At 63.1% G+C, this 23,571-nt stretch carries 25 protein-coding genes; 8 read left to right on the top strand and 17 right to left on the bottom strand.

Annotated elements, in window-relative coordinates:
• Nucleotides 1-25 precede the first annotated feature (25 nt).
• On the bottom strand, nucleotides 26-817 hold the full coding sequence (locus AC1D14_RS16865) for a MoaF C-terminal domain-containing protein (RefSeq protein WP_230120087.1): 792 nt from the start codon (nucleotides 815-817) through the stop codon (nucleotides 26-28).
• A gap of 61 nt (nucleotides 818-878) precedes the next feature.
• A complete protein-coding gene (locus AC1D14_RS16860) occupies nucleotides 879-2,333 on the bottom strand; it encodes an APC family permease (protein ID WP_230120088.1) in 1,455 nt (484 codons plus the stop codon).
• A gap of 211 nt (nucleotides 2,334-2,544) precedes the next feature.
• Here AC1D14_RS16860 and AC1D14_RS16855 point away from each other — a divergent pair, with 211 nt between their 5' ends.
• The gene (locus tag AC1D14_RS16855) at nucleotides 2,545-3,159 is read left to right on the top strand and encodes a TetR/AcrR family transcriptional regulator (RefSeq protein WP_230120089.1); all 615 of its coding nucleotides are present in this window, start codon (nucleotides 2,545-2,547) and stop codon (nucleotides 3,157-3,159) included.
• Nucleotides 3,160-3,311: 152 nt separating this feature from the next.
• On the opposite strand, the gene AC1D14_RS16850 is transcribed toward AC1D14_RS16855, so the two are convergent.
• Together AC1D14_RS16850 and AC1D14_RS16845 are read right to left on the bottom strand one after the other, a co-directional pair.
• A complete protein-coding gene (locus AC1D14_RS16850; protein WP_476882400.1) occupies nucleotides 3,312-4,553 on the bottom strand; it encodes an NAD(P)/FAD-dependent oxidoreductase in 1,242 nt (413 codons plus the stop codon).
• 643 nt (nucleotides 4,554-5,196) lie between these two features.
• Nucleotides 5,197-5,820: a TetR/AcrR family transcriptional regulator gene (locus AC1D14_RS16845; protein ID WP_230120091.1), complete on the bottom strand. Its 624-nt coding sequence runs from the start codon at nucleotides 5,818-5,820 to the stop codon at nucleotides 5,197-5,199.
• Between the two features lie 183 nt (nucleotides 5,821-6,003).
• Between AC1D14_RS16845 and AC1D14_RS16840 the strand changes: the two genes are divergently transcribed.
• From AC1D14_RS16840 to AC1D14_RS16830, 3 genes are all read left to right on the top strand, one after another.
• The gene (locus AC1D14_RS16840) at nucleotides 6,004-7,044 is read left to right on the top strand and encodes an aldo/keto reductase (protein WP_230120092.1); all 1,041 of its coding nucleotides are present in this window, start codon (nucleotides 6,004-6,006) and stop codon (nucleotides 7,042-7,044) included.
• 101 nt (nucleotides 7,045-7,145) lie between these two features.
• Nucleotides 7,146-7,532 carry a nuclear transport factor 2 family protein gene (locus tag AC1D14_RS16835; protein ID WP_230120093.1) on the top strand — a complete coding sequence of 129 codons (387 nt, stop codon included), beginning with the start codon at nucleotides 7,146-7,148 and terminating at the stop codon, nucleotides 7,530-7,532.
• A gap of 22 nt (nucleotides 7,533-7,554) precedes the next feature.
• Nucleotides 7,555-8,325, top strand: coding sequence for an SDR family NAD(P)-dependent oxidoreductase (locus AC1D14_RS16830; protein WP_476882398.1), 771 nt, complete (start codon nucleotides 7,555-7,557; stop codon nucleotides 8,323-8,325).
• 657 nt (nucleotides 8,326-8,982) lie between these two features.
• Here AC1D14_RS16830 and AC1D14_RS16825 read toward each other — a convergent pair.
• Nucleotides 8,983-9,255 (bottom strand): DNA gyrase subunit A, encoded by a 273-nt coding sequence (locus AC1D14_RS16825; protein ID WP_230120095.1) that lies wholly within the window; start codon nucleotides 9,253-9,255, stop codon nucleotides 8,983-8,985.
• 226 nt (nucleotides 9,256-9,481) lie between these two features.
• On the opposite strand from AC1D14_RS16825, the gene AC1D14_RS16820 reads away from it, so the two are divergent.
• The gene (locus AC1D14_RS16820) at nucleotides 9,482-10,045 is read left to right on the top strand and encodes a dihydrofolate reductase family protein (RefSeq protein WP_230120096.1); all 564 of its coding nucleotides are present in this window, start codon (nucleotides 9,482-9,484) and stop codon (nucleotides 10,043-10,045) included.
• A 354-nt stretch (nucleotides 10,046-10,399) separates the two neighbouring features.
• On the opposite strand, the gene AC1D14_RS16815 is transcribed toward AC1D14_RS16820, so the two are convergent.
• Together AC1D14_RS16815 and AC1D14_RS16810 are read right to left on the bottom strand one after the other, a co-directional pair.
• Complete coding sequence (locus AC1D14_RS16815; protein ID WP_476968849.1) at nucleotides 10,400-10,921, bottom strand: hypothetical protein; 522 nt, start codon at nucleotides 10,919-10,921, stop codon at nucleotides 10,400-10,402.
• 55 nt (nucleotides 10,922-10,976) lie between these two features.
• Complete coding sequence (locus tag AC1D14_RS16810) at nucleotides 10,977-11,372, bottom strand: hypothetical protein (protein WP_230120098.1); 396 nt, start codon at nucleotides 11,370-11,372, stop codon at nucleotides 10,977-10,979.
• Nucleotides 11,373-12,192: 820 nt separating this feature from the next.
• Between AC1D14_RS16810 and AC1D14_RS16805 the strand changes: the two genes are divergently transcribed.
• Complete coding sequence (locus AC1D14_RS16805; protein WP_230120099.1) at nucleotides 12,193-12,579, top strand: hypothetical protein; 387 nt, start codon at nucleotides 12,193-12,195, stop codon at nucleotides 12,577-12,579.
• 169 nt (nucleotides 12,580-12,748) lie between these two features.
• Here AC1D14_RS16805 and AC1D14_RS16800 read toward each other — a convergent pair whose 3' ends face one another.
• From AC1D14_RS16800 to AC1D14_RS16790, 3 genes are all read right to left on the bottom strand, one after another.
• Complete coding sequence (locus AC1D14_RS16800; RefSeq protein WP_230120100.1) at nucleotides 12,749-12,970, bottom strand: hypothetical protein; 222 nt, start codon at nucleotides 12,968-12,970, stop codon at nucleotides 12,749-12,751.
• Between the two features lie 526 nt (nucleotides 12,971-13,496).
• Nucleotides 13,497-13,874, bottom strand: coding sequence for a hypothetical protein (locus AC1D14_RS16795; protein ID WP_028275079.1), 378 nt, complete (start codon nucleotides 13,872-13,874; stop codon nucleotides 13,497-13,499).
• A 281-nt stretch (nucleotides 13,875-14,155) separates the two neighbouring features.
• Nucleotides 14,156-15,070 (bottom strand): helix-turn-helix domain-containing protein, encoded by a 915-nt coding sequence (locus tag AC1D14_RS16790; protein WP_476968848.1) that lies wholly within the window; start codon nucleotides 15,068-15,070, stop codon nucleotides 14,156-14,158.
• 243 nt (nucleotides 15,071-15,313) lie between these two features.
• On the opposite strand from AC1D14_RS16790, the gene AC1D14_RS16785 reads away from it, so the two are divergent.
• The gene (locus tag AC1D14_RS16785) at nucleotides 15,314-16,672 is read left to right on the top strand and encodes an MFS transporter (RefSeq protein ID WP_476968847.1); all 1,359 of its coding nucleotides are present in this window, start codon (nucleotides 15,314-15,316) and stop codon (nucleotides 16,670-16,672) included.
• 496 nt (nucleotides 16,673-17,168) lie between these two features.
• Here the strand turns inward: AC1D14_RS16785 and AC1D14_RS16780 are convergent, their stop codons facing one another.
• The 7 genes from AC1D14_RS16780 to AC1D14_RS16750 all read right to left on the bottom strand — a co-directional run bounded on the left by AC1D14_RS16780 (nucleotide 17,169) and on the right by AC1D14_RS16750 (nucleotide 23,002).
• Nucleotides 17,169-17,897: an MFS transporter gene (locus AC1D14_RS16780; protein ID WP_476968846.1), complete on the bottom strand. Its 729-nt coding sequence runs from the start codon at nucleotides 17,895-17,897 to the stop codon at nucleotides 17,169-17,171.
• Entirely contained in the window at nucleotides 17,840-18,385 is a 546-nt protein-coding gene (locus AC1D14_RS16775) for an MFS transporter (protein WP_476968845.1), read from the bottom strand. Before AC1D14_RS16775 ends, AC1D14_RS16780 begins: the two co-directional genes overlap by 58 nt.
• Before the next feature lie 15 nt (nucleotides 18,386-18,400).
• A complete protein-coding gene (locus tag AC1D14_RS16770) occupies nucleotides 18,401-19,387 on the bottom strand; it encodes an aldo/keto reductase (RefSeq protein WP_230120104.1) in 987 nt (328 codons plus the stop codon).
• 74 nt (nucleotides 19,388-19,461) lie between these two features.
• Nucleotides 19,462-19,869 carry a (R)-mandelonitrile lyase gene (locus tag AC1D14_RS16765; protein WP_230120105.1) on the bottom strand — a complete coding sequence of 136 codons (408 nt, stop codon included), beginning with the start codon at nucleotides 19,867-19,869 and terminating at the stop codon, nucleotides 19,462-19,464.
• Nucleotides 19,870-20,054: 185 nt separating this feature from the next.
• Nucleotides 20,055-21,971, bottom strand: a complete 1,917-nt coding sequence (locus tag AC1D14_RS16760) for a glycoside hydrolase family 15 protein (protein ID WP_476968844.1) — start codon at nucleotides 21,969-21,971, stop codon at nucleotides 20,055-20,057.
• 32 nt (nucleotides 21,972-22,003) lie between these two features.
• Entirely contained in the window at nucleotides 22,004-22,480 is a 477-nt protein-coding gene (locus AC1D14_RS16755; protein WP_230120107.1) for a hypothetical protein, read from the bottom strand.
• A gap of 135 nt (nucleotides 22,481-22,615) precedes the next feature.
• Nucleotides 22,616-23,002 carry a TfoX/Sxy family protein gene (locus AC1D14_RS16750; protein WP_230120123.1) on the bottom strand — a complete coding sequence of 129 codons (387 nt, stop codon included), beginning with the start codon at nucleotides 23,000-23,002 and terminating at the stop codon, nucleotides 22,616-22,618.
• A 343-nt stretch (nucleotides 23,003-23,345) separates the two neighbouring features.
• Between AC1D14_RS16750 and AC1D14_RS16745 the strand changes: the two genes are divergently transcribed.
• The gene (locus AC1D14_RS16745; RefSeq protein ID WP_024365339.1) at nucleotides 23,346-23,549 is read left to right on the top strand and encodes a cold-shock protein; all 204 of its coding nucleotides are present in this window, start codon (nucleotides 23,346-23,348) and stop codon (nucleotides 23,547-23,549) included.
• Nucleotides 23,550-23,571: the final 22 nt, after the last annotated feature.

Raw genomic sequence — 23,571 nt, 5'->3', positions numbered from 1 at the left:
CGGCTGGCCGGGCATCGGTTTGCGGTTAGTGTTTGCGGGTGTCCTGCGGGTACTCGGTGGTGTTTAGCACGCTGAGCCGTGAGTTGAACGGCAGGATGACAGGCTCGGCGGCGGGGTCGTCCCAGCCGAACATCCGCCCGATCGAGCGCTGTTCACGGAGATCCACGAGCAGCACGGCTTCAACTGTCATGACTTTCTCGGTCCAGAAGAAGATGTAAAGGTCTTCGGCGACGGCCCAGGTCATGCAACGGTCCGTATCCGCGAGTCCGGCCTCTCCGCCGCGGACGCAGTTCCAGGTGAACGTTCCCGCATTCAGGTAGATGTGCTCGTAACTCTCCACATCGCTGTAGCGGTAGAAGATCCGCTTCCCGACCAGGCCGGAGGATCGCTCGTGCAGGGATGACGAACCGTCGGCGTTCGAGTGCGTGAATTCTGTGGTGCTCCGGATCCTGCCGTCCACGGTGACGAAGGCGGAGACGCCGCTGGTGACGGCGCCGGTGTTGCGGTCGAAGATGATGGTGACGTTTTCGGCGTCGATGCCTTCACTGCGGACGAAGTCGATGATGAAGACGCCAGGACGGGCTTCGATTGCTTTGTAGGTTGCTGTTCCGCTTCCTGAGGGGCCGGACCAGCCTAGGGAGGACGCGTCCTTGAAGGCGTATTCGGTGATGGAGCCCGCAGGTGCCGGTATGGTCAGGGCCGTGTTGGACAAGGCGGAAGTGGCAGGCAGTGTCTGGTCGCCGAAGCCGTCCAGCATGGCTGACACGGGGGGCCATTCGTCTTCGGGGATGTAGTCCTGGATCTCTGTGGACGTCATTGGATGGTTCCTTTCATCGGGCACGGGGGTGCCCTGGGGATGGGCGTATCGGAAGTGGATGTCAGAGGATTTCTGCGGCGTAATTGATCGCGGGCTTTTGCCTGCCCCGTACCAGTCCGGCTGCGAAGAAGAGCGGGATGCCGATGAGGAGCCAGCGTGCCACGCCGCCAGCGCCGCCAAGCAGGACGTCGTAGTTGTCCAGCGTCAGGTAACCGACAATTACGAAGGCAAGGAAGGACAGTGCGGGAGCGATCACGGTCACCCAGAGGTTGTCGCGGACGCCCGTTCTGGCGAAATAGACGAGGATCGCGGCCGAGGTCACCAACAGGATTGCGATGAACCCGGCCGTACCCAAGGCTACGAACCACGCGAACACGGTGGTAATGGGGTCCGCCCCGGTCAGGAGGAAGGTGCTGATGATGGCCAGAACAACGAGCCCATTCACAAGGCCTGCAAAAGACGGGGCGCCGGTCTTGGAGACCGAGGCGAGCTTGGCGGGGAGTGCGCCGGCCCGTCCGAGCGCAAACAGGTAGCGCGAGAACATGTTGGACAGTCCCAGGAGCATCGCGATGAAGCTGGTGACGACGAGTACTTGCATGGCGACGCTGAGCCATGAACCGGCGCTGGCTTCTGCCAAGTCGAAGATCATTCCCGAGGGGTTTTCCGTGGACGCCGCCTGAATTTTGTCGATTCCGATGGCGCCGCTGATGGCCCAGGTGGAAAGTGCGTAGAAAACGCCGATGAACGCGATGACGAGGTAGGCGGCGCGCGGAATTGTGCGTCGAGGATTCTTCGCCTCCTCGGCGAAGACAACGGTTGCTTCGAAGCTGGTGAAGCATGCGAAGGCGAAAAGCAAGGAAATTCCTAAACCGGGTCCGAAGATGTTCGAGCTGGTGAAGCCTTCGAAGGTGAAGATTCCCAGGCCGTTTTGGGCCACGAGAGATACAACCAACGCAGCTATGACCAGCGTTTCGCCAAGGATGAGAACTCCCAGCACTTTCAGGCTTGCGTCGACGCCCCGCATCGTCAGCCCGGTAGTTACCGCCAGAATGACCACGATCCAGACGTAGACAGGAAGTCCGATGCCGGTGAGGCTTTCAATCAGCTGCTGGGCAAACACGCCGAACTGTGCCCATAGGCCGATCTGAAGGCTGAGATAGGTCAGTATCGCGATTCCCGCGCCACCCGTGGCCCACTTGTTGCCCAGGCCTTTGGCGATGTAGGCCACAAAGCCGCCGGCGTTGGTGATGTGCTGACTCATCCGCAGGTAGCCGACCGAAAAGAGAGCAACCAACAGTGCGGCGATGGCGTAGATCACTGGCGTTCCGGGACCGCTGGCGGAAAAGAGGACGGGGCTGGCACCCACGACCGCAGCCATCGGCGCGGCCGCCGCGATGGCAAAAAAGGCAATGGCGACAACACCGAGCCTGTTCGCTCTCAACCGGACCGAAGTCGCCGTGGAGAGGGGATCTTCTACTTCAAGATGTGCGGTGGTCTGACTGGATTCTTGATTCATGGGTGGGTCCTTCAGGAGTGCATTGTCGACGCCGATGCGGAGGGTAGGAAGCCTGCTGTAGCGCGCCGGTGCGCGGCAGCAAAAGGCCAGAAGCTGTTCCTGGGAGGGGCAGATCGTCGGGTGATCTGAGCCACAATTGAAACTATACGTTTGTATAGTTTGAACTGTCAACGGGCGACTTTGCGACGCGTAACGCGGCTAGACTCGCTGTATGAGCCAGGAAACTCGCAAGTTGCCGTACGGAGATGGCCGCGAGGCGCTGCTAGCGGCCGTCATCGACGTGGTCGCAGAAAAGGGCCTCCGAGGAGTGACGTATCGGTCCGTGGCAGCGCGTGCGGGCGTCAACCACGCCTTGGTGACGCACCACTTCGGGTCCTTGGAAGGGCTGCTGGCCGCCACGATGGAGTGGGCGGTACAGAGGTCCATCCGGGAAACGGGCCTGGCCGGGATCGCGGACTTTGACGATGACTTTGCCGACTCTCTTATTGCATCGGTCTCAGCTGAACCCGAACTGCAACTGTTCCAGTTCGAAATGATCCTAGAGTCGAGGCGCAATCCGCAGATCCGTTCCATGGTGGAGCGTCTCTACGAGAACTACGTAAGCACTGTTGAAGAAGCCTTGAGCAAACGGGGACTGGACACCAGCGGTGAGGCCTCCTTGGCCATTTTCGCCGCACTTGACGGCCTCATGCTGCAATTCCTCACGATCAGCAACCCGACCAAGATCAGGTCAGCAGTGGCCCAAGTAGGCCAGCTGGTGGCCGGACTTCGGGAGTCCAGCAACGGCAATGACGATCCCCGGCACCAGGTGACCGCGACGAGCTAGCGTGCCGCTGCCCTGCCGCTGAGCGCCTCGACCAAGCGACCGGGGCGCTGCAGTTCTCGTTCTCACAGACGAAGGATTTCAAGAACGGGTTGATTCGGGAATCGCGGTGCTGGTGGCGAGCTACCGCATGCGACGCGCCTACCTCATATCGGCTAGTCCGGTTTGCCGACAATCACCTGCGACGGACTGTGCGTGACGTAGCCATTAGCCCAGGAAAAGAGGGCCTGGAGCTTCTGCTGGAAACCGGGCAGCAAGGCGAGGTGAACTCCCAGCCAGGAGACGAACGCCAGCGGGCCTTGCAGTTGGATACGCTTGCGGCCGAGTTCGGCGACTGCGGCTCCGCGGCCGACCATTGCCATGTAGCCCTTGTCCCAATAGACGAACGGCTGGCGCATTTGGCCGGTGAGGTCAGCGTAGATGTTGCGGGCGGCCCATTTGCCGGACTGCTGGGCGACCGAACCGAGCTGGGGAAGTTTGGCGCCCCTGGCATCGGTGATGTTGGCTGCATCGCCCAGCACGTAGACGCCCTCGGCCCCGGCCGCGGTCAGATCGGTCAGCACGTCGATGCGTCCGCCTTTCCCCTGCGGCAGGCCGGACTCGGCGATGATTTTTCCGGCCTGCAGGCCCCCGGCCCACACAACGATCTTGGCTCGAATGACGGTGCCGTCCGCGAGCGTGACGCCGTCGGGACGGACGTCTGTCACGCCTTGGCCCATGTGTAGTTGTACCCCGAGTTTCACCAGACGGTCACGGGTATACGTCTGTGATTTGGCGGAGAACGCCATCAGCACGTTCGGCACCATATCCACGAGATGGACTCGACACCGGCCCGCAAGGCCGGGCGAAAAATACTTCGGCACAATGTACTTGACGTTCTCTGCCAGCGCACCGGCGGTCTCCACTCCGGTGGGGCCACCGCCGACCACAACGACGTCCACGCTGCCCGCATGTTCACGGTCCGCCTCATCCAGGACGCGGGTGAGGGAAGCGCTCAGCCGCGTGGCGTCAGCCACTGAATACAGCGGATAGGCGTGTTCTTCGGCGCCCGGAGTGTTGAAGAAGTTCGGGACGGCACCTGTGGCAATTACGAGGATCCGTGCCTGGTGACGGGAACCGTCGGCCGTGGTGACGGTTCGGGTGACGGAATCGATCGCCGTCACCTCCGCCGTGAGGACGCGCACACCATTTATGCCGCGGAACACGGAACGAAGAGGCCGAGCCACCGCCGACACGCCGATCTGCGACGCCGCCACCTGGTACAGAAGGGGCTGGAACTGATGGTAGTTGTTCACGTCGATCAGGAGTACCCGAATGCCCTTGCGGCCGAGCTCCTCGGCCGCGGTCATGCCGGCAAACCCACCGCCAACCACGATGACCTGATATGTATCGTCCATTCGAGCAACATACCGTGCGGGTCAGCTGCGCAACAGGGCACGTTTGTGGCTCCGGGAAGCTCCGGCTTCCCCGGCCCGCCGGTAAGAGGGTATGGGGTTACTGAGGGCCTCCGCGGGCCGTGAAGATGTCAGATACCTCCACTAAGCCCCGGGGCCTCCTCACTTCAAGGCTTATGTCACCCACGTCATGGCCTGGAAGGCGGCTTCATGCTTACTTCGCGGGCTTTCCGAAATGGCTGTATCTTCAGGTCCGATCAAAGGGTGACGAAAGCTCATCCGGATGCAGCTCGGGTCTGGCTCGGACAAGACGGAGGGGATGGCGGAACGACCGTCCCGACCAGGCTATCCACCGCCATCTCGACCTTCGTGCGGACGTTTACGCGGCCGCTGACCAGCCGTCGGCAGCAGCCGCCACCACTACAACGCCACACACTGCAGAACGAGATCGAAGAACTGCGGGCCAAGATGCAAGACCAGGAGGAAGAACTAGGTGCCGCCCGGGAGGCGAACCGTCAACTCATAGGGCAACTCAACAGGCCGGCGCCAAGTGATGGTTTGGATGGCCGCCGCGGCACGATGCAAGATGCGACCCGCCAGGACTGAAGCCCTTGGATATCCCGGGGAAGCATCGCCTATGTGGTCCTTAGTGCCGGTTACTACGCCAGGCTTCGACCGTTCGGTTGATATAGGTCTCGACGCTGGCGCTGACCTTGGTGGACGGGTCAAGCAGCCATTGCAGCCCGATTCCGTCCAACACGGCGGTGACCAGGCGAACTTCTATCTCGATTTCGGCTGAGGTGAGCGGTGCCACGTCGCCGGCGTCGACCGCTTGCCGGAGATGGAGTGCGAGAGTTTCGAGGTTGTCCGTATAGCGGCGTTGAATGAAGACGTGAGCCGGATGGGCCGGGCTGGATGCCTCGGCCGCGATGGTGGTGAACAACTCGAGCAGCCCCCGGTTGCTCAGATGCGCAGTCATGACCTCAGGTAGTCGGCGGAAATAGTCCAGACCGAGAACACCCGTGAGGCTGGCTTCGACAGTTCGTCGGTCCCACTCCTGCAGCACTGCCGTGAGGAGTCCTTCCTTGCTGCCGAAATGCTGCAGCAGCGTGGCGTGGGAGACCCCGACCCGGTCAGCGATGGTCCGGATCGAGCCACCCGCGTAGCCGTTCTCTCCGAAGACCGCGATGGCGACAGCGACGATCTGTTCACGCCGCCGGATTCCGGTGCGGTAGGGACCCCGTGAGGTAGTCCCTGTGCTATTCGACATAGGTTCCACCTTCTCATGAATCCGTTGACCAAAACCTACCACTCGGTTACAGTTTATCTCCAGATAGGGGCGCCGTCGACAGCAGGCTCGACCACGACTCCCACGACGCAAACATCCTCCCTGACGTCCGGCACCTGCCAAGCCCGGCCGCCCGCCAACCACCATGGAAGACAAGGAACTCTGATGGAATACTCAGTCCTCGGCTCGACCGGCGTAAAAGTGTCCCGGATTTGTCTGGGCACCGCCACATTTGGCGTCGCACCGACCGCGCAGGATGCCGACCAGGTCGTTGGCGCAGCTATCAACCTGGGGATCAACTTCGTCGACACCGCCGACGTATACGGCAACATGCCGGTCTTCGACCGGCCCGGTGCCCCCGTCGCCGCTGATCGTGAACCCTCCGAGCAGATCCTCGGCCGTGCCCTCCGCGGACGTCGCGACGAGGTGGTGATCGCTACCAAGTCCAACGGAATCGTCGGGCACGACATCAACGACCGTGGCCTGTCACGTCGACACATCATCCGTCAGGTCGAGGCGAGCCTACGCCGCCTGGAAACTGACTACATAGACCTCTACTACGCCCACGATCCCGACCCGGACACGCCGTTGGAGCAGACCCTGGCGGCATACGACGATCTCATCCGGCAGGGCAAGATCCGCTACGTTGGCTTGTCCAACCATCCTGCCTGGCAGGTTACACAAGCCCTGTGGATCGCGGATGATCGGCGTCAGCAGGCGCCCGTCGCCGCCCAGGTAAAGTACAACCTCATCGATCGGGCCGCCCAACGTGAGCTGGTGCCCGCCTGCCAGCGGTTCGGGCTGTCGATCGTTCCCTACGCGCCGCTGCACGGCGGCCTGCTTGCCGACCTTCGCGTTCTGGACCGGGACGTCTCGGGTGACCAGCGTTTCGCCGGAGCAGGGTTCAGCGACGCCGAGATTGCCGTTGCTCGGCAGGTCGAGCGTCTCAGCCGTACATGGGGACTGGCGCCGTACCAGGTTTCGCTGGCCTGGCTGTTGTCCCGCCCGGCCGTCGCTTCCGCCATCGTCGGCGCCGAAACCCCCGACGAGCTCCACGCCAACGCCACAGCGGCCGACGTCAAGCTCGAACAGTCGCAGCTGGACACACTCACGGCGTTGGCCAGCGAACCGGCAGCCTTCCATCACCGCGCCGGCACCGGACCGGAACGGCCACCCGTCACGACCGCCATGCCATCAACCGACTGAGTGGCTCAACCTCGCCACTGAGCAGGTCTTGCGCCGGCACCAACCGCAGCCGGTCCCTCGCTCGACTGCGTACCCCAGCCCTTCATCACAAAGGAACAATCATGCCTCAAGCCGACCAGGACACCATCGGCCTCCTGACCGCCTACTTCGACGCCATGGAGGCCAAAGATCACGAACGGCTGGGTTCCTACTACGCCGACAACATCACCCTGACCTTCGCCAACGCACCGACCATCGCCGGGCGCGACGCCATGCTGGGCCAGATGATTACCCTGCTCGGCAAGGTCAAGTCGCTGGCCCACCCGCTGATCAACGTCTGGCAGGAAGACGGTGGGGTGGTCATCGTCGAGGTCACCAGCATCTGGCGCCTCCACGACGACAGCGAAGTGAACATCAACGCCTGTTCGATCTTCACCCTCATCGACGGCAAGTTCACCGACCAACGCATCTACGTCGACAACGCCCCCGTCGAACGCTTCCTCAGTTGACCAGCGTACGAAAGGACCGCTCGTGGCTCGCATCCTGATCACCGGTTCCGCCCAAGGGCTCGGTCGAGCCGCCGCCACCACCCTGCTCGACGAAGGGCACCAGATTGTCGTTCACGCCCGCGACACCAACCGCGCGGCCGCGTTGACCGACTTGGTCGATCGCGGTGCGGCCCTGGTCGTTGGCGATCTTGCCAGCGTTCAGCAGACCCGCCACCTCGCTGACCAGGTCAACCAGCTCGGCCCGATGGACGCCGTCATTCATAACGCGGGAGTCTACGGCGACCGCGATCGTAACCCCAGCCCTGAGGGGCACCCGCGGGTGCTGGCGGTCAATACCCTCGCCCCCTACCTACTGACCGGGCTGATTCAGAAGCCAGACCGGCTGATCTACCTCACCAGCGACATGCACGTCAGCGGCGACGGCAACCTCAGCGACCTCGACTGGAACACCCGCCGGTGGAACGGCACCCAGGCCTACTGCGACAGCAAGCTCTTCGTCACCGCACTCGCTCTCGCCATCGCCCGCCGTTGGCCAGACGTCATGAGCCACGCGGTCGACCCCGGCTGGGTACCCACGCGCATGGGCGGCCCTTCCGCCCCCGACGATCTTGATCAAGGCCACCTCACTCAAGCCTGGCTCGCGGTCAGTGGCAGCCGAGATGCCACCCGCAGCGGCCAAGTCTGGCACCACCGCCGACCAGTCTCCATCGCCGCCGAAGCTCGCGACAGCAGCTTCCAAGACCGACTCCTCAAGCAGTTGGCCGAGATAACGGGGATTGAGCTCGAAGGGTAGTTGCGCGCAAGACACCAAACCGTCTAGAGGCCAGCCCACGGAGAACAAGTGAGCGACACTTATCGCGCACGAACAACTGCACTCTCACGAGGCCAAACGTCAGAATGGCGCCACTGACGCCAATAGAATACCGGGTCAGGTCCTTACCCTGGCGCGACCACGGACTGGCCCGATTCCGATCCCTAAAAATCAGAACACGATAACCACCAAACTTGGGCTCGAAAAGCATCTGGTCAGGCAAGGCAGAAGCCGGCGGGATGCCCTTCACCCCCTTCGCCAGCGCAACCTCCAGCGGCGGGCGAACCCCCGGCGATTCCCCCGGGCGAAGCGCCGGGGGAATCGTGTCACCGAACTGCGACATGCCCTCAGAATAGGCCTCTTTAGGCGGCCGCGATCTGTTCAATGGGTGGCCTGATGAACCGCTGCACGGGTCCTGAGTGCCCTTCCTTCAATCGCCCCTGATGGCCGCATGGCCCTGCCCGTTAAGCTTGCCCTCGAACGAGCCGAATCTACCAAAGCGCAGGCGCGTCTCGGAACCCTAGCAATACGAGACGGGAAGGTTTCTAGACACCGAGTTAGCTGGGCACAACGGTGAGCAGCTGCTTCCTGGTAGCGTCGCGCTGAGGGAACAAGTAGTCGACGGAGAACACGAAGTCCTCAGCGGCCATCAGGCAACTTTGATCTAAGTTCTTCTGCATGGGAAGCGATGGCCTGACGCTGGTCTCGGGTGAATCTTCTAGCCTGCAGGTCGAGGACTGCCCGGCTGCACAGCTCTCCTACACCCAACAGCTGACCCACCCGACGGATTGCTTCGTCCCCGTCCTCTGAATCCTCAATCATCTGGAAGACCTCGTCACGCCGATCCATCGCCTGTACCAGGGCATCGACGACCATCAATTGTTCCCTTGTCTGCCGCTCATCCTCATCCATGCGGCGATTCTTGCACGACGGAAGTCATTGGGGCATTGCGTCCAGTTGGGGATCCTTCACCAGATAGCTCAGTTGAAATGAGGACCGAAGGCTATGGCATCCAGATCATGGGCAGTTACTGTGGCTCCATGAGGGACAGGATGCTGCTGATCATGTGCGGGACGACAGAGGTTCCTGCTCCGTGCTGGTCTATAAGCTGGAGACCGACTGACGGAAGGCTGGCGCCGTGCGGAAACTGATCTACGGCATGAACCTGACCCTGGACGGCTACATCGCCGCGGCCGGCGACGACATCGGCTGGAGCGGGCCGAGCGACGAACTGTTCCAGTGGTGGCTCGACCAGGAGGTGGCTAGCAGCCTGTCGCTGTACGGCCGCAAGCTCTGGGAGACCATGAGCTCCTACTGGCCGACCGGCGACCAGCAGCCCAACGCCACCCCGGCGGAGATCGAGTTCGCGCGGAACTGGCGGGACACGCCGAAGGTGGTGTTCTCCTCGAAGATCGACAAGGTCGATTGGAACACGCGCCTGGTCACCGGCGACGCGATCGCCGAGATCACCCGGCTCAAGGCCGAGGACGGAGGCCCGATGAGCGTCGGCGGCGCAACGCTCGCCGGGGCGGCCATGCGGGCCGGTCTGATCGACGAGTACGCGCTGGCCACCCATCCGGTCCTGGTGGGCGGCGGCACGCCGTTCTTCACTGCGCTGGACAGCTGGGTGAACCTGGACCTGGTCGAGACGCGGACGTTTCCCGGCGGCGTGGTCCTAACCAGGTACGAGACGAGGCGCTGAGCGCGTTCCTCCGAGCGGTGGAGGAATCGATCCACCACCCGCGGCCCCACGTCGGGTGGCCAGCAGATGGAAGTCCGACTCACATCTACCGCTGGGCCACGCCCTGCTGAGGATCGCTTCTTACTCTCAACAGTTAGGTGTTCTTCAACACGATGTTGTCTCCAATGCCGAAGACACAGACACTCCCGGCAGGTTGGGTTGGACCTACGCAGTTTGCCAGTAGGATCCCTGACTGCGGCGCGTTGACCACGCACGGCTGAGCAGCCGTGGATGGTTCTGCTCTGACTGGATTAGTCCTTTAGTTATCCAAAAGGAACCTGTCGATCAGGTATTGGATTCCTGCCAGGGCGGAGACTAGGACGAGCATGCGGCACCCCAATCGCCCAAACGTGTGGCCAATCGAGAATGAAACTGCGATTCAAGGACCAACCCCGAACGAGGCAGTTGGAGAGGACTAATCCACGCGATGAGCCGCCAGCCCTCATCTGAAGAGATTCGTAGATCACGCGTGGCCGCCCGGCGAATGGTTATGAGCTTTGAGGGCGATCCGTCTATCGGCCTGTGACGCCGTCCGTGACGCTGCTTACCGCGAATCTTGCGCAGGACTTTTGGGGATAGTTTGTCGCCCTGCTGCGCAGCCTTCTTCAGTAACGCCCTGCCCTCCCGCACCTGGCCAGAATTCCAAAGCGCAAAGCCCAAGTTATGAAGTGCGCTGGGTTCACCCTCTGCGACGCTGCGTCTGAGGAGTTCAATTTCCGTCTGTGGGTTGCCCACCTTCGAATAAAGATCCGCCAGCACGATCAAAACCTCTACCTTGCCGTTTTCCAGATGTTTTCCCGTAGATTGATCGTCATCTGTGGTGTGGATGAGTTCCACGGCGGCCTCAGGGCTCGTTTCGCATCCTTCGCGTAGGACCTCCACGGCGGACAGTTCATCGCCTACTGCTCTGTACGATCTGGCCAAGCGGAGCGGCACGAGAGGATTTTCGCCAGCGAGGCGCAGCCATTTTATGGCCTGAAGATGTTTGCCCATCTCCAGGGAGGTTTCTCCCAGATAAATAGGCCGCCTGAGGATCCCCTATTTCCAACGTCTTCTGGAATTGAGCTATTGCTTCCTTGGGCCGGTTGATGCCGCGAAGGAACCAGCCATAGTTCAGGTAGGCTTCCTTCACTCCGTGCTCGATGGCAAGAAGGTACGAGACTTCTATCGCTGCATACTTGGGAATCTGAGTGAGGTCGTTTGCAGCGTTGAAGAGCCCGTCCTGATCTTTGAACAGGATCAGTTCTACGGATGAACGAAAGTCCACGGGTTCTGGATTCGAGCTCATATCCTGCCTGTCTTGGAGGCTCCGACGCCAAACGTAGCGCAACCTTATCGTCCGCCAGGCGCGTCTGTTGATATGCCACGTGTGTCGATTACTGTCTTGCCTGGGTTCCATTTGCGGGAACCTCTGCCGGCCCTCCGCTGCAGCATTACATACGCTGACGTTTCCTGGCCCGAACGAAGCCCATAACTCCGACTAGAGCGAGCAGGCCCCCTAATGTTTTGACCACTCCGCCGGCGACCTAAATTGCGAGGGCGATCCCGCACAATCTCTTCAGCTTTCACGGGCTCCTCCAGTCGATTGGGTTCAAAATCCTTGCCCTGTTCGGAGCCTACAATCTTTCGCTCAAGTTGCCGGATACAAAGACAAAGCAAAGGGTCCCTCTGTCGAGTTGACCTTGTACCGCCAAGTCCACGCTAACGTCCCGAAAGCGGGTGGCTCACTTACGTCCCGCAAGCCGGTCGATGGAAGGGCACACCCCTTGATTTCTCGAACGTGTGAGGGGCAGACATCGGGATGCCCCGTATGCCCTGCCCGGTTTACCGCCCCGGTGAACGTCCCCGAAGTGGAGCATGGAAAGTCTTATAACCCTAGGGATACGAGGCACGAGGTTTCAAGACACCGAATCGATTAGGAGAAGGGTGTCGGGCTCCCTCAGAAGGAACGTAAACCGGACGCCCCCTGATCAGTAACCTTTACAGGGGCCTGTGGGCCTCATTTTCCCTAGGACGGGCGCTACTGGAACGCGCCAACCCCGGCGCTAGATATTTCGGTTGGTAGATTGGGATCATCTCCAGAACCAGAGGTAATGAGGTGGCCAGTCATGACGACGGCAGGAAATGGCGACCGAGGAAGCCTGCTGGCGTTGCTTTCCGACAAGGAATTTTGGGAACCAAACGGCCGTGTCGGCGTGATCACCCAGGGTAAGTACACCAACAGGCTGATTCTTTTCCATCCGGAGCCAACGCCTGGTCAATGGGCGGAAGTCGTCAGCTCCTCATTGGAAGAAGGTCCCCTGGATTCCTATATTTTGGCTGATGAGTATGCCGCGAACGTCCTCGAGGAGTACGGAGTTGTGTGGCTAGCCAGAAGCAACGAGGAAGTCGCCTTGGAACAGACGGTTTTCGATTGGCGACAGGTGTTTAGACCGGCACGGCGAAGTCTGAAGCAGTCGATCAGAGAGCTATTGGGGCGAAACCAACCGGAGTGAACGGGAGGAACTTTTTGAGGGCCCCGATGGTGATGGCACAACTTATTTCGGATTCCCAAGCCAACAATTGTCGCTTGTGTGAGTAGTTTCTTGCCCCGGTTGGGAACCCCGTGCGGGATAGTCCGGCTAGCTCGGCCTGGTCTGTCTTTGAAACCTTCAAAACGATGCATTAGGTGGCGGGTAGAAGGGCGGATTCAACGGCGACAATTTTCGAGCCGTAGAGTCGGTCCATATTTTTCTGGATGGTTCCGTCGTCGTAAATGACCCTGACAAAGACATACCCGTTTTCGACCTTTGCATAAAGCAGCGCTGGATCACTGGATTGCGACAGATCGTTTCGGATCTTCCTCAGCTGATCCGGCGTGCCAACGCCTCGATGCGCTGTGTCCATTCGAGGGTCCTTTGGCCATGGCGCGGACTCATTGGGTCCGAGAGGGCGTGGAGGTGTTTGCCCAAGGGTGAAGGTTGTGCCGTCCCACGTCCCCTGCAGCAGGTAAGTTCCCCACGTAACCATCCCTGCGGTTTCCGAGCCCCTGACAGAGTTCCAGTTCCAGCCGTCAATGACTGGTCCCAAGGCTAGAGTGTCGGTGCCTTCCTCGCATAAATGCCACTTGAGGCGGAATAAGCCTCGGGGCTCCTGGTGGGGCCAGATACGTCCGTCCAGCCGGGGCCAAGAAGGATTGACATAGTCAGCGCCAATTCGCGGAACGCCGACACTGACCTTTGCACGAAACACTGCACGTGTGGAGTTGGTCGCTCTGTGGCGGCGTTTTTTGGTCGCTCCGTGTCGCAACAGTTCCCGTAAGGCGAGCACCCATTCCCAATACATCGCAGCCGCACGTGAGCAGAGGCGCATCTCATGACCGCCGACACGAAACGCCGAGGCTAGTCGACGCACCGGATCGCGTCGCAGACGTTCACGGCTGGGCGTGACGCTCCAACGCGTCCAGAGTCGTCTCGGGCGATGTGTTGAAGCAGAAGGTGATTCCGGGCGATTCCGCATTGCACACGTTGATGATCCGTTCGAAGAGCTCGGTGTACTCCGGGATCATCCTGATGCCGCCCCCGATCATCACTAGGCCGAAACGATCACGACCGAACGCCGAGCGAATCTCTGCTTCGGCCTCGTCCGGGGAGGTGCCGATCAGGCAGTTGACGGCGTCGAAGCCGGCGGCCGTAGTGGCCCCGAACCCCGCTTCGATCCGTTCGGTCATCGTGGCCTCGTCGAGGCCAGGAGGCAGCTTGCTATAGTCGAGGGCTCGCGCGTGGATGCCGATCATGAGGATTCGAGTCATGGCCTCATTGTGGCATGCACGCCTCACCAACGAATTAGCCAAACCGCACCACCAATCAGGCGGGCCCGCTGGATCCTTGCTCGACCCGCCCCGCCCCAGATGAGCTGTTCCTGTAGTGCAGAGGACTCCTGACGTTCCGTGCAGACGACTTCGGAAAATGACACCCCTAGGGCAGTCTCACTATCGGTCGTTCGCGAGATGAGGGGTTCAGTCGTTCCGGTGCCGTGTGCGAAGTCGATTCTGTTCGGTGGGGCGGCGAAAGGAGGCAACACCGAAGCGGTCTAGGCGTCGCGGGGTGTGTTGGATTTCGTGGGTGCCGGCGCCGTTTCCTGCTCTTCCTCCTGGGTCGCCGCCCAGCTCGCCAGAAGCCGAAGAGCGTCCGCCGTCGGTGTTCCCGGCTCCGCCRTGTAAATCAGGAGGCTCCATCCCTGATCGGCCATCAGCTCGCTGGCCTCAAACAGAAGGTCCAGGGTGCCGACGATCGGGTGGTGGAAGTGTTTGAGGCCGGTTGCGTGCCGCCGGACGTTGTGGGCGCCCCATTTGGTCCGGAACTCCTCGCTCCGGGTGGAAAGTTCACCGATCAGGTCCTGGAGGTCTTTGTCGTACGGATCGCGGCCGGCTTCGGTCCGGAGGATCGCGACGATCGCGTCGGCAGTGCCATCCCAGTTGGGGTAGAAGAGCTCGGCCTTCCTGCGGTCCAGGAAGGCGTGGCGGGCCAGATTGACCGGCCGTTCGGCTGAGGCGTAGGCGTCAACGTGCAGCGCTCTGCCGAGCGCGTTCGCGGCGACGATGTCCATCCGGCCGTTCCGCACCAGTGCCGGGCCGCCTGTGATCGCGTCGAGGGCGAGCTGAAGGCCGGGGCGGACCACGGGGTCCCGAGGTGAGCGGCGCTGGCGGCGGCCCGGGGAGGCCGAAGTGGCCCGTGCCAGATCGAAAAGGTGCTCGCGTTCGGCTTCGTCAAGCAGAAGTGCACCCGCGATGCTGTGAAGGACCGCGTCAGACGCTCCAGTGAGATCCCCACGCTCCAAACGGGAGTAGTACTCCACGCTCATCCCGGCCAGCAGCGCGACCTCGGTACGGCGAAGCCCGGGGACGCGCCGGTTCGGCCCGGGTGCCAGACCGACCTGGTCCGGCCGCACTTTCGCCCGCCGCGTCGTGAGAAACTCACGAACTTCGTCTCGGTTCCGCTCAGTCATGACACAACACTACGAGCGGTTTCTCTAGCGTGGGGTTCCCCGCCAGGACACCCCTCAGGAGGGAACCCCGCCCGCGCGGATGATGAGGTTCGATAGTGGAAGCGGCCCGACACCGCCTCAGGGCCAATCCCAGCCCCCAGCCATCTCCTCCAGAGGAAAACCTTGTCTCAACGCGAAACAACAAGCCCCTCCCCGGTTCCCGTTCCGGTCACGACGGATGGGCCACAGGCGCGAGTCACACTAGTGCTGGCCTCTCTCGGGTTCTTCCTCATCACTCTCGACATCCTGATCGTGAACCTCGCGCTGACCAGCATCGGCAAGGAACTCGGCGGCGGAACCGCCGGCCAGCAGTGGGTCATCGATACCTACACACTCATGTTCGCAGCGTTGCTGCTGTTCGCGGGAAACCTCTCGGACCGGATCGGCGCGAAAAGGGCCTTCGGAATCGGTATCGCCGTGTTCCTGGTGGCCTCGATCGCCTGCGCCATCGCGCCGACTGCGGGCTTGCTGATCGCCGCGCGCGCCGTCCAGGGTGGTGCAGCGTCGGTCATGCTTCCCGCCTCAATGGCATTGATCCGGCAGGCCTTCCCCGACCCGAGACGTCGCGCACACGCCCTCGGGATCTGGGCCGTCGGCGGCGCCGTCGCCGGGGCCGTGGGTCCACTTGTCGGCGGCCTGCTCACGACCATCAACTGGCGACTCGTGTTCGCGATCAACCTTCCCGTCTGCATCGCGATGCTCGTACTCCTGGCCTCCGTCGCCACCTCGCCGCGCCGGCCGGTTTCCTTCGACTGGGCCGGACAGACCACAGCGATCATCGCCCTGACCGCGTTGATGTACGGCCTCATCACCGGAGGAGCTGAGGGCTTCAGTTCGATGCCAGTCGTGCTGAGCCTGACAACCGCAGCCGCGGGCATCACGGGATTTCTCCTGATCCAGGCGCGCAGCCGGCACCCCATGATGCCCTTGGAGTTGTTCCGCTCTTCCGGAATGCGAGTGTCCCTTGCTGTCGGGTTTTCGTTCATGGCGAGCCATTTCGGTACCGTCTTCGTACTCAGCCTCTTCCTCCAACAACACCTCGGACTGACACCGCTCCAGGCCGGACTCGTCTTCCTGCCCTCCGCGGCGTTCAGCGTCGTTGGAAACATCGTCAGTGGAACTTTCGCAAACCGTTTCGGGCCCCGGACGCCAATCGTTCTCGGATTGACGATTATGATCCTTGGGCTCACCGCCATGATTATCACCGCACCGATGGGGTCCCCGCTCCTGGTGGGAGCCTTCCTGATCCTCACCGGGTCCGGCGGATCAGTTGCGATGCCGCAAGTCACCTCCGTTGTCCTCGCGAGCGCGCCAAGTGAGAAGGCGGGCACCGCAAGTGCCGTGTTCAACACCTTTCGGCAGGTCGGCGGCGCTGTCGCCATCGCTGTCTTCGGCGCCCTTATCGCCGACCGCTCCAACTTCGTCCACGGGATGCAGGTCAGCTTCATCATCGCCGCATCCCTGCTCTCGCTCACCGCCCTCGCAGCCCTTTCCGTCCTCCGGCCGGCCACCGACACTCAAACGTCTCCCTCACACCGCACGCCTCTAAAAAAGGTCCCATAAGAAACCGACCCCGCGAAGAAGGCCCCTCAGCACAGCAGGCTTACCTCGCGGCGTCCCAAATGCTGTTTCCTAACGGGACGGCCGGGGGATGCGAGCACGCCAAATAGTGCCGCGAAAAACGGGCCATATAGTCCTGCGATTCACACCGCGAGGGTGCCTTATCTGCGATCTCGTAGGCGTCTCACAACCCTTGAGATACGACACGTCTCACCGACTGAACGACCGCGGCGACGGCAGTGCCTTAGTTTTCGTGGAATCGTTGGAGTTCGTCCGCGGCTCGTAACTACGTCTCACAGCCTTCTGGTTGAATCGCTGTATCCACCGTTAGTTACGAGACACATCTCTGATTTCGCAGTTCCAAATGGGGGATTGTGGTCATGACTGCCTGCGTAGCATTCGGATCTACGCTGCCGCTTTTGAGCCCCGTCGCTTGCGAAAGAACTGGACTAACTGCCGACGGCGGTTGCCTCAGGACCCGCCGTCGGGCATTCCGGCATCAAAGCCCGGCCGGCGCGGGCGGGTTCCGGGCGGCGATGAGGGTGGTGATCCAGACAATGGCGGCGAGCACGGCGTAGCCGGCGGTGATGGCGGGGAGGCTCAGGACCCGGCTGGCCTGTCCGGCGATGAGGCTGGGGACGGCGGACCCGGTGTACGAGATAGCGTAGATCACGGCAAGCAGGCCGGCGCGCTCCCGGGGGAGCGCCTCGGGCAGGAGAGTGTTCATGCTGCCGGAGGTGGCGATCCCCATCCCGATGCCGCCGACGACGCCCGCACCGATATACAAGCCAAGGATGCCGGCGCTGCTGGCGAACGCGAGGCCGATGCTTGCGGCGGCGACGAGCGTCATCCCCGTGCGCTGCGCGGCCGCGGGTGTGAAACGCCCGGCGATGAACCCGCCGAGAAAGCTCGGCGCCATGTAGGAGGCGAATACGGCGGCCGCGACGAGCGGACTGTGCGAGCCGAGATCCTCGGCCGCGATGGAGGGGCCGAACGAGGTGAAGTAGCCACCGAACGCCCAGGTGGCGACAAAGACGCCGGAGGCGAGGGGCAGGTAGGGGCGGGACGCGTTGGGAACGACGAGCCGTGGGATCAGTGAGGACCAGGCGCCGGCGGTGCGGGTGACGGTCTCGGGGCGGGTGGCGAGGGCGATCGCGCAGCCGAGCAGGATCACGGCGAACACGCAGAAGGTGAGCTCGCGCGGGGCCGGCGCGAACTGGACGAGCACCCGGAGAGGAAGACGCCAAGGGCGAGGCCGACGGTGGCGCCGGCAGTGGTGACGGCCGCGACAAGCCACCTGGAGCGCCGGGGTGCGGTGTCGACGATGTAGGCGCCGATGGCGCTGGAGGCCAGGCCGGCGGCAAGTCCTTGAAGGGCCCGGCCGAGCAGGAGCGGGAGGGAGCTGTGGACCCACAGCAGGGTGAGGCACCCGGCGATGGCGATCAGGAGCGCGGCAATCGAGACCGGACGGCGCCCGTGGTGGTTGGAGAGCCGGCCGAGGACGAGCAGGGCGAACACGGCGCAGACGAAGTAGGTTACGGCGGCCAGCGAGAACTGGTCATTGGTAAGGCCGTCGGCACTCCGGTAGGTGTCGTAGAGGGGAATGGCTGCGGCTCCGGCGGCGAACACCGAGACGAACGAGACGGTGGCCGCGACGAAGCCGCGCCCTTCGGCGGGGGCGGCGACATGGCCTGGGCTGGGATGTGTTTGGGTCATGTGCTTCCTTAGGCGTCAGCGGTTGACGAATCCCAGATGCTGGTCGTTGTAGCGGGCGCCCTGCACACCGATCCGCCGCGCGAGCGCGGCGAGATCTGCGGCCTCGTCCGCGGACAGGGCCACGGCCGTGGCGCCGGCGTTCTCTTCGATTCGGGGGGTGCTGCGCGTGCCCGGAATGGGCACGATCCATGGCTGCTGCGCGAGCAGCCACGCCAACGCGATCTGCGCAGGGGTGGTGCCCTTGCTGCGGGCGAGGCCGGTGACGTGCTCGACGAGCGCGGCGTTCGCGGACCTGTTCTCCTGGGTGAAGCGGGGGATCGTGGCGCGGACGTCGCCCTCAGCGAAGGTGGTGGCCGTGTCGACGGTGCCGGTGAGGAAGCCCTTGCCGAGCGGACTGAACGGCACGAAGCCGATGCCCAGCTCAGCGAGCGCCGGAAGCACCTCCGCCTCGGGGTCGCGGGTCCACAGGGAGTACTCGCTCTGGACCGCCGTCACCGGCTGCACCTCGTGCGCACGACGGATGGTCTGGGCCGATGCTTCCGACAGTCCGAAGTGCCGGACCTTGCCTTCTGCAATCAGCTCGCCGACGGTGCCGGCGACATCCTCGATGGGAACGCTGGGATCGACGCGGTGCTGGTAGAACAGGTCGATTACATCGGTCCGGAGACGCTTCAGTGAGGCGTCAGCGACGCGGCGGATCTGCTCGGGCCGGCTGTCCAGGCCGATGCTCTTACCGCCCTCGATGCGCCACCCGAACTTGGTGGCGACCTGTACCTGGTGGCGGATCGGCTCCAAAGCCTCACCGACCAGCTCCTCGTTCAGATACGGTCCATACACCTCGGCGGTGTCGAAGAAGGTCACCCCGAGGTCGTATGCGGAGCGGATCACAGCGATCATGTCCTCGCGGCTGCCAGGGTTGGGCCCGTAGCTTTGCGACATGCCCATGCAGCCCAAGCCGACCGCAGAGACGGTCAGGCCTTGTCCGAGAGTACGTGTGTGCATGGTTTAGTCTCCGTTGTGGTCGGTGGTCTGTTCGTGGTGCTTCCCGCGTCGATGGGACTCGAGCGAGGGGTCAGTCAGGACTGGGTGCCGTTGTACTCGTTGTCGGTGATGTGTTCGAGCCAGGTGGTGGTCGTGGCCGGGTCATCACCGTTCTCCAGCATGGCGATGTGCTCCATGAAGCAGCCGGGTGCGGCGGCGTGCCAGTGTTCTTCGCCGGGCGGGGTGTACAGGGTCTGGCCGGGGTGGACCTCGATGATGCTGCCGTCGCGGCCGCCGAACCGGGCGACGCCCTGGGTAACCCGGAGGTACTGTCCGCGGGCGTGGGAGTGCCAGGCGGTGCGGGCGCCGGGGGCGAATCGCACGGTCGCGACGATCATGCGCTGATCGCTTTCGTGGGGAAGCGCGATGGGGTCCAGCCACACATCGCCGACAAACTGCTCGGGCGGATTCTTGCCGGTGGGGTTGGTGGGTTCGACGTTCATGCGTGCTCCTTGCTGGCGGTGGAAGTCGATTCGGTCGCCGCCCAGCTGAGCTTCGCACGCCGGGCGGCGGGGAACTCACAAATCGCGGTGCGGTTGTCCATGCCGACCACGCTACAAACTCATCCGGTCCTGAGGGAGTCCCTGTCAGTACCACGCTTCGCCAGCCCACCTATCGGCAGGGTCTCCTACACCGCGGAGCCCGGGTCCACGTCCGAAGAGGCCTTGTGCCTGCTGGCATCCTGGGCGGCCACCGAGTTCCCCCGCACGCCCAAGCCCCGGTCGCCCGAGCTCCAGCCAAAAGCCGAAGCCTGACCAGCGTCACGGAGGGCCAGGGCCGCCTGAATCAGCGCGGCGTGCGTCAGTGCCTGGGGGTAGTTGCCGAGATAAGCCCCTGTGGCAGGGTCGATTTCCTCACTGAAAAGGCCCTGCGGATTGGCGATCGCCAGAAGAGCCTCGAACAACTCCGTGGCCTCAGCTGCCCTTCCCGTCAGGGCAAGGGCCTGCACGAGCCAGAACGAGCAGGGCAGGAAGGCGCCCTCATCCCCGGGCAGTCCGTCCTGGCCTGGCGGGTAGCGGTAGAGGAACGGGTAGCCGGCCGACAGCTCCGTCCACACAGCGTCCACCGTGCCCCGCAGGCCTTCAGAGTCCGGCGACTCGAAGCCGGTCACAGGCAGGATCAGCAGAGCCGAGTCGAGATCGCCGGACCCGTACGAGCGGGTGTACGAGTTCCGGGCAGTGTCGAATCCGCGGGTCCTGATCTCGGCGGCCAGATCGTTTCTCGCTGTTTCCCACCGGCCCCGCCGCCTGGCGCTGACTTGATGCGAGCGGGCAATTCGCAGTGCCCGGTCCAGGGCGAGCCAGCCCATCACCTTGGAGTGCACGTGCTGTGCCGCATCGCCTCGGATTTCCCAGATGCCGGCATCCGGTTCCGGCCAGCGCCGCGCCACGAGATCGGTGAAGCCGCGCAGCGCCCGCCACGTCTCCGAATTCAGCCTGTGCCCCTGCCGGACGAGGTTCCACGCGGCGTCCAGGACCCAGCCGTAGCCGTCGAGCTGGTGCTGGTGGGTGGCTCCGTTGCCCACCCTCACAGGAGCGCTGCCCAGGTACCCGGGCCAGTTCTGAAGGGTGCGCTCGCGGGGGACGTGTCCTCCGGTCAGAGTGAACAGGGCAGGGAGCCGGGGCCGCTGCAGCCTGCTGGCGTGCAGGAGCCAGTTCAGGAAGTTCAGGGCCTCGCCGTCCTTGCCCAGCCCGAGGAAGGCGGCGATGCCGATGCTGGCGTCCCGGGGCCAGGCGTACCTGTAATCCCAGTTCCGAATGCCGCCGGGGTCCTCGGGCAAGGACGTCGTGGGTGCAGCCACGGGCGCGCCCGAGGGGGAGTAGGTCAGAAGTTTCAGCGTCAGCAGGCTCCGCAGGACCGGTTCGCGGAACGGGACATCCTGGCTGATGCCTGACGCCCATTCCCGCCAGCGGCTTTCGTCGGCTTCCACAAGGTCCCAGGCGGTCTCGGGATCGACGAAGATCAGTGGTTCCGCGTAGGCCAGGGCGAGCACCATCACGACCGGACGGCCGGGCACAACGGTGATTTCCGTCGTCGTACCGGGTTCCACCCTTAGCCCGCCGCTGCAGCCGAGCGACATGGCCAGGGCGCCCCATTCGCAGGCCAGGTGCTGTCCCTGCCGGACCCGGGGGCGGAGATGGCGCTCGCCGAAGCGCGGGTCAAAGTCGACGGCGGCCGCTGCCGGTGCGCCCTCGGCGGTCAGCCGCCGGATGAGAAGAGTCGTGGGTAACAGCCCGCCGGATACCTCCGCCACCATCGCTTCGGTGAGTGACAGGGTGCCGCCGTCGGTGGCCCAAACCGTCTCGAGCGTGGCGGTGTGCGGCCGGTAGCGGCGGACAAGGCGCTTGGCGGGCAGGACGGGGCCGGCGCGGAAGCTGCCGGCCTCGGGGCCGCCGAGCAGGGCGCCGAACACGGGATCGCCGTCGAAGGTTGGCGCGCAGAGCCAGTCGATGCCGCCGTCGGCCGAGACCAGAGCCGCCGTGCGCGTATCGCCGAGCAGCCCGTAATCCGAAAGGGCAGGGGAGTTCATGTTGCCGGCTTCCATTTTGCGTCCACCTTCTCTCGAGCTGACAGGCGTCAATGGACCGTGAGGAGCAGTCCCAGCATGGAGCCGTAGATCACGTGGGCTGCCATGGCTACGGCCGGCGTCTGAATCCCGTAGTTCAAAGCCAACAGGCCCGGCGGCTCCAGCACCGCCCGGCTCGCCGGACCGGCTCTGGTGGTGGCCATTCGGGGATGAACCCCGGGCAGCAGGGGCAGGATGACCGTCAGCGCCACCGCAACGTGCAGGAGCCCCAGCAGTGCGCCGATCCACCATGTGGCCCTGCCCAACAGCGCGAAGACCGCCGCGTATCCGAGTGCGAAGGCCTGCCCCGCGGCCAGGTGGATGAAGAACCCTGCAACGCGCGCCTTGTCCGGGTCCGGGGTGACAAGGGTGCCGAGGACCAGAGGCAGATCGAGCCGGGTCCATCCGGCCATCTGGGAGGCAATCATCACCACGGTCAGGGCTGCGGTGGCGAGCAGACCGAACAGGGCCCAGCCTTGCCAGTCCATTTCAATCCCCGCCTCCCTGTTGCCTGCGCGTGGGTGACACGGGTTGCGCTTGCGCCGTTCCCATGATCTTTCTAAAACTAGATTCTTTAACTTTAGAGGGGGGATGGGCGGCAAATCAAGGGCCGACGGCGGCGGCTACTTTTTGGTCGGGCGCGGCGTGGAAGCCTTCGGCTCCTTGGGTGGCAGCCCGGCGACGTAGGAGTAGGCCTTTGCCACCCAGGCTTTAGCCCGTGCGTCATCGCCGTCGCCCTCGGCGTTCCATACTTCCGGCAGTCCCGTGTAACCGCCCATTGGCCGCTCCGCAGGCCCGAAGGGAACGGTGCGCTCGGTGCCTTCGAGTTCCTCTCTGTCCGCGTCTCCGAGTTTCACCCCGATGGTGGAGCCGAAGAGGCCCGCGAACATGTTCCCGTTGACGAAGGCGCCAAGGTTGCCGAACATCGGCTTGATCACGACCTCGGGGTCCGAGGGCATGACAGTGCGGAAGTGATCCTTGTCTGCCTCTGACGGCTTGGGCATCTGCATGGCTTCTTCTTCCGGTTTGCGCGGGAGCCCAATGGGCTGGTTTGTGTGAAGCATATTGCGTTCCGAGGGCGCGGGCGAGGTGTTTGTGGTCCGGGGGAGCTGGGTTGTTCAAGCGGTCCCAGGGTCATCCTCGATCCTGCGCTGACGTGCCCCATTTGGCTTTTGGTCAACGCGGTCCGAAAACCCGTGTACAGTAGACATCGTTGTTGTGTTTGTATTTGGTAGTTCAGGCAGTACGCGCGGTCGAAAGTCCGCGTTCTTCTGAAGTAGCGGTTTTGAACACCCCACACCGGAGGACCCGAAAGTCGGGACTTTTCCTCCACCTTCACGAAGGACAAAAATAATGGCTACTGGTACCGTCAAATGGTTTAACGCTGAAAAGGGCTTCGGCTTCATTTCCCCCGATGACTCTTCACAGGATGTCTTCGCACACTACTCTGCGATCGCTTCCTCCGGTTTCCGCTCACTCGAAGAGAACCAGAAGGTCTCCTTCGAAACCGAGCAGGGCCCCAAGGGTCCCCAGGCCGTAAACATCCAGGCTCTCTAAGACTTAGCTTTCAGCTAACTCT

It is taken from the genome of Arthrobacter sp. P1_B11, assembly GCF_056406715.1.
This window is presented reverse-complemented; position numbering and strand designations above follow the sequence as displayed.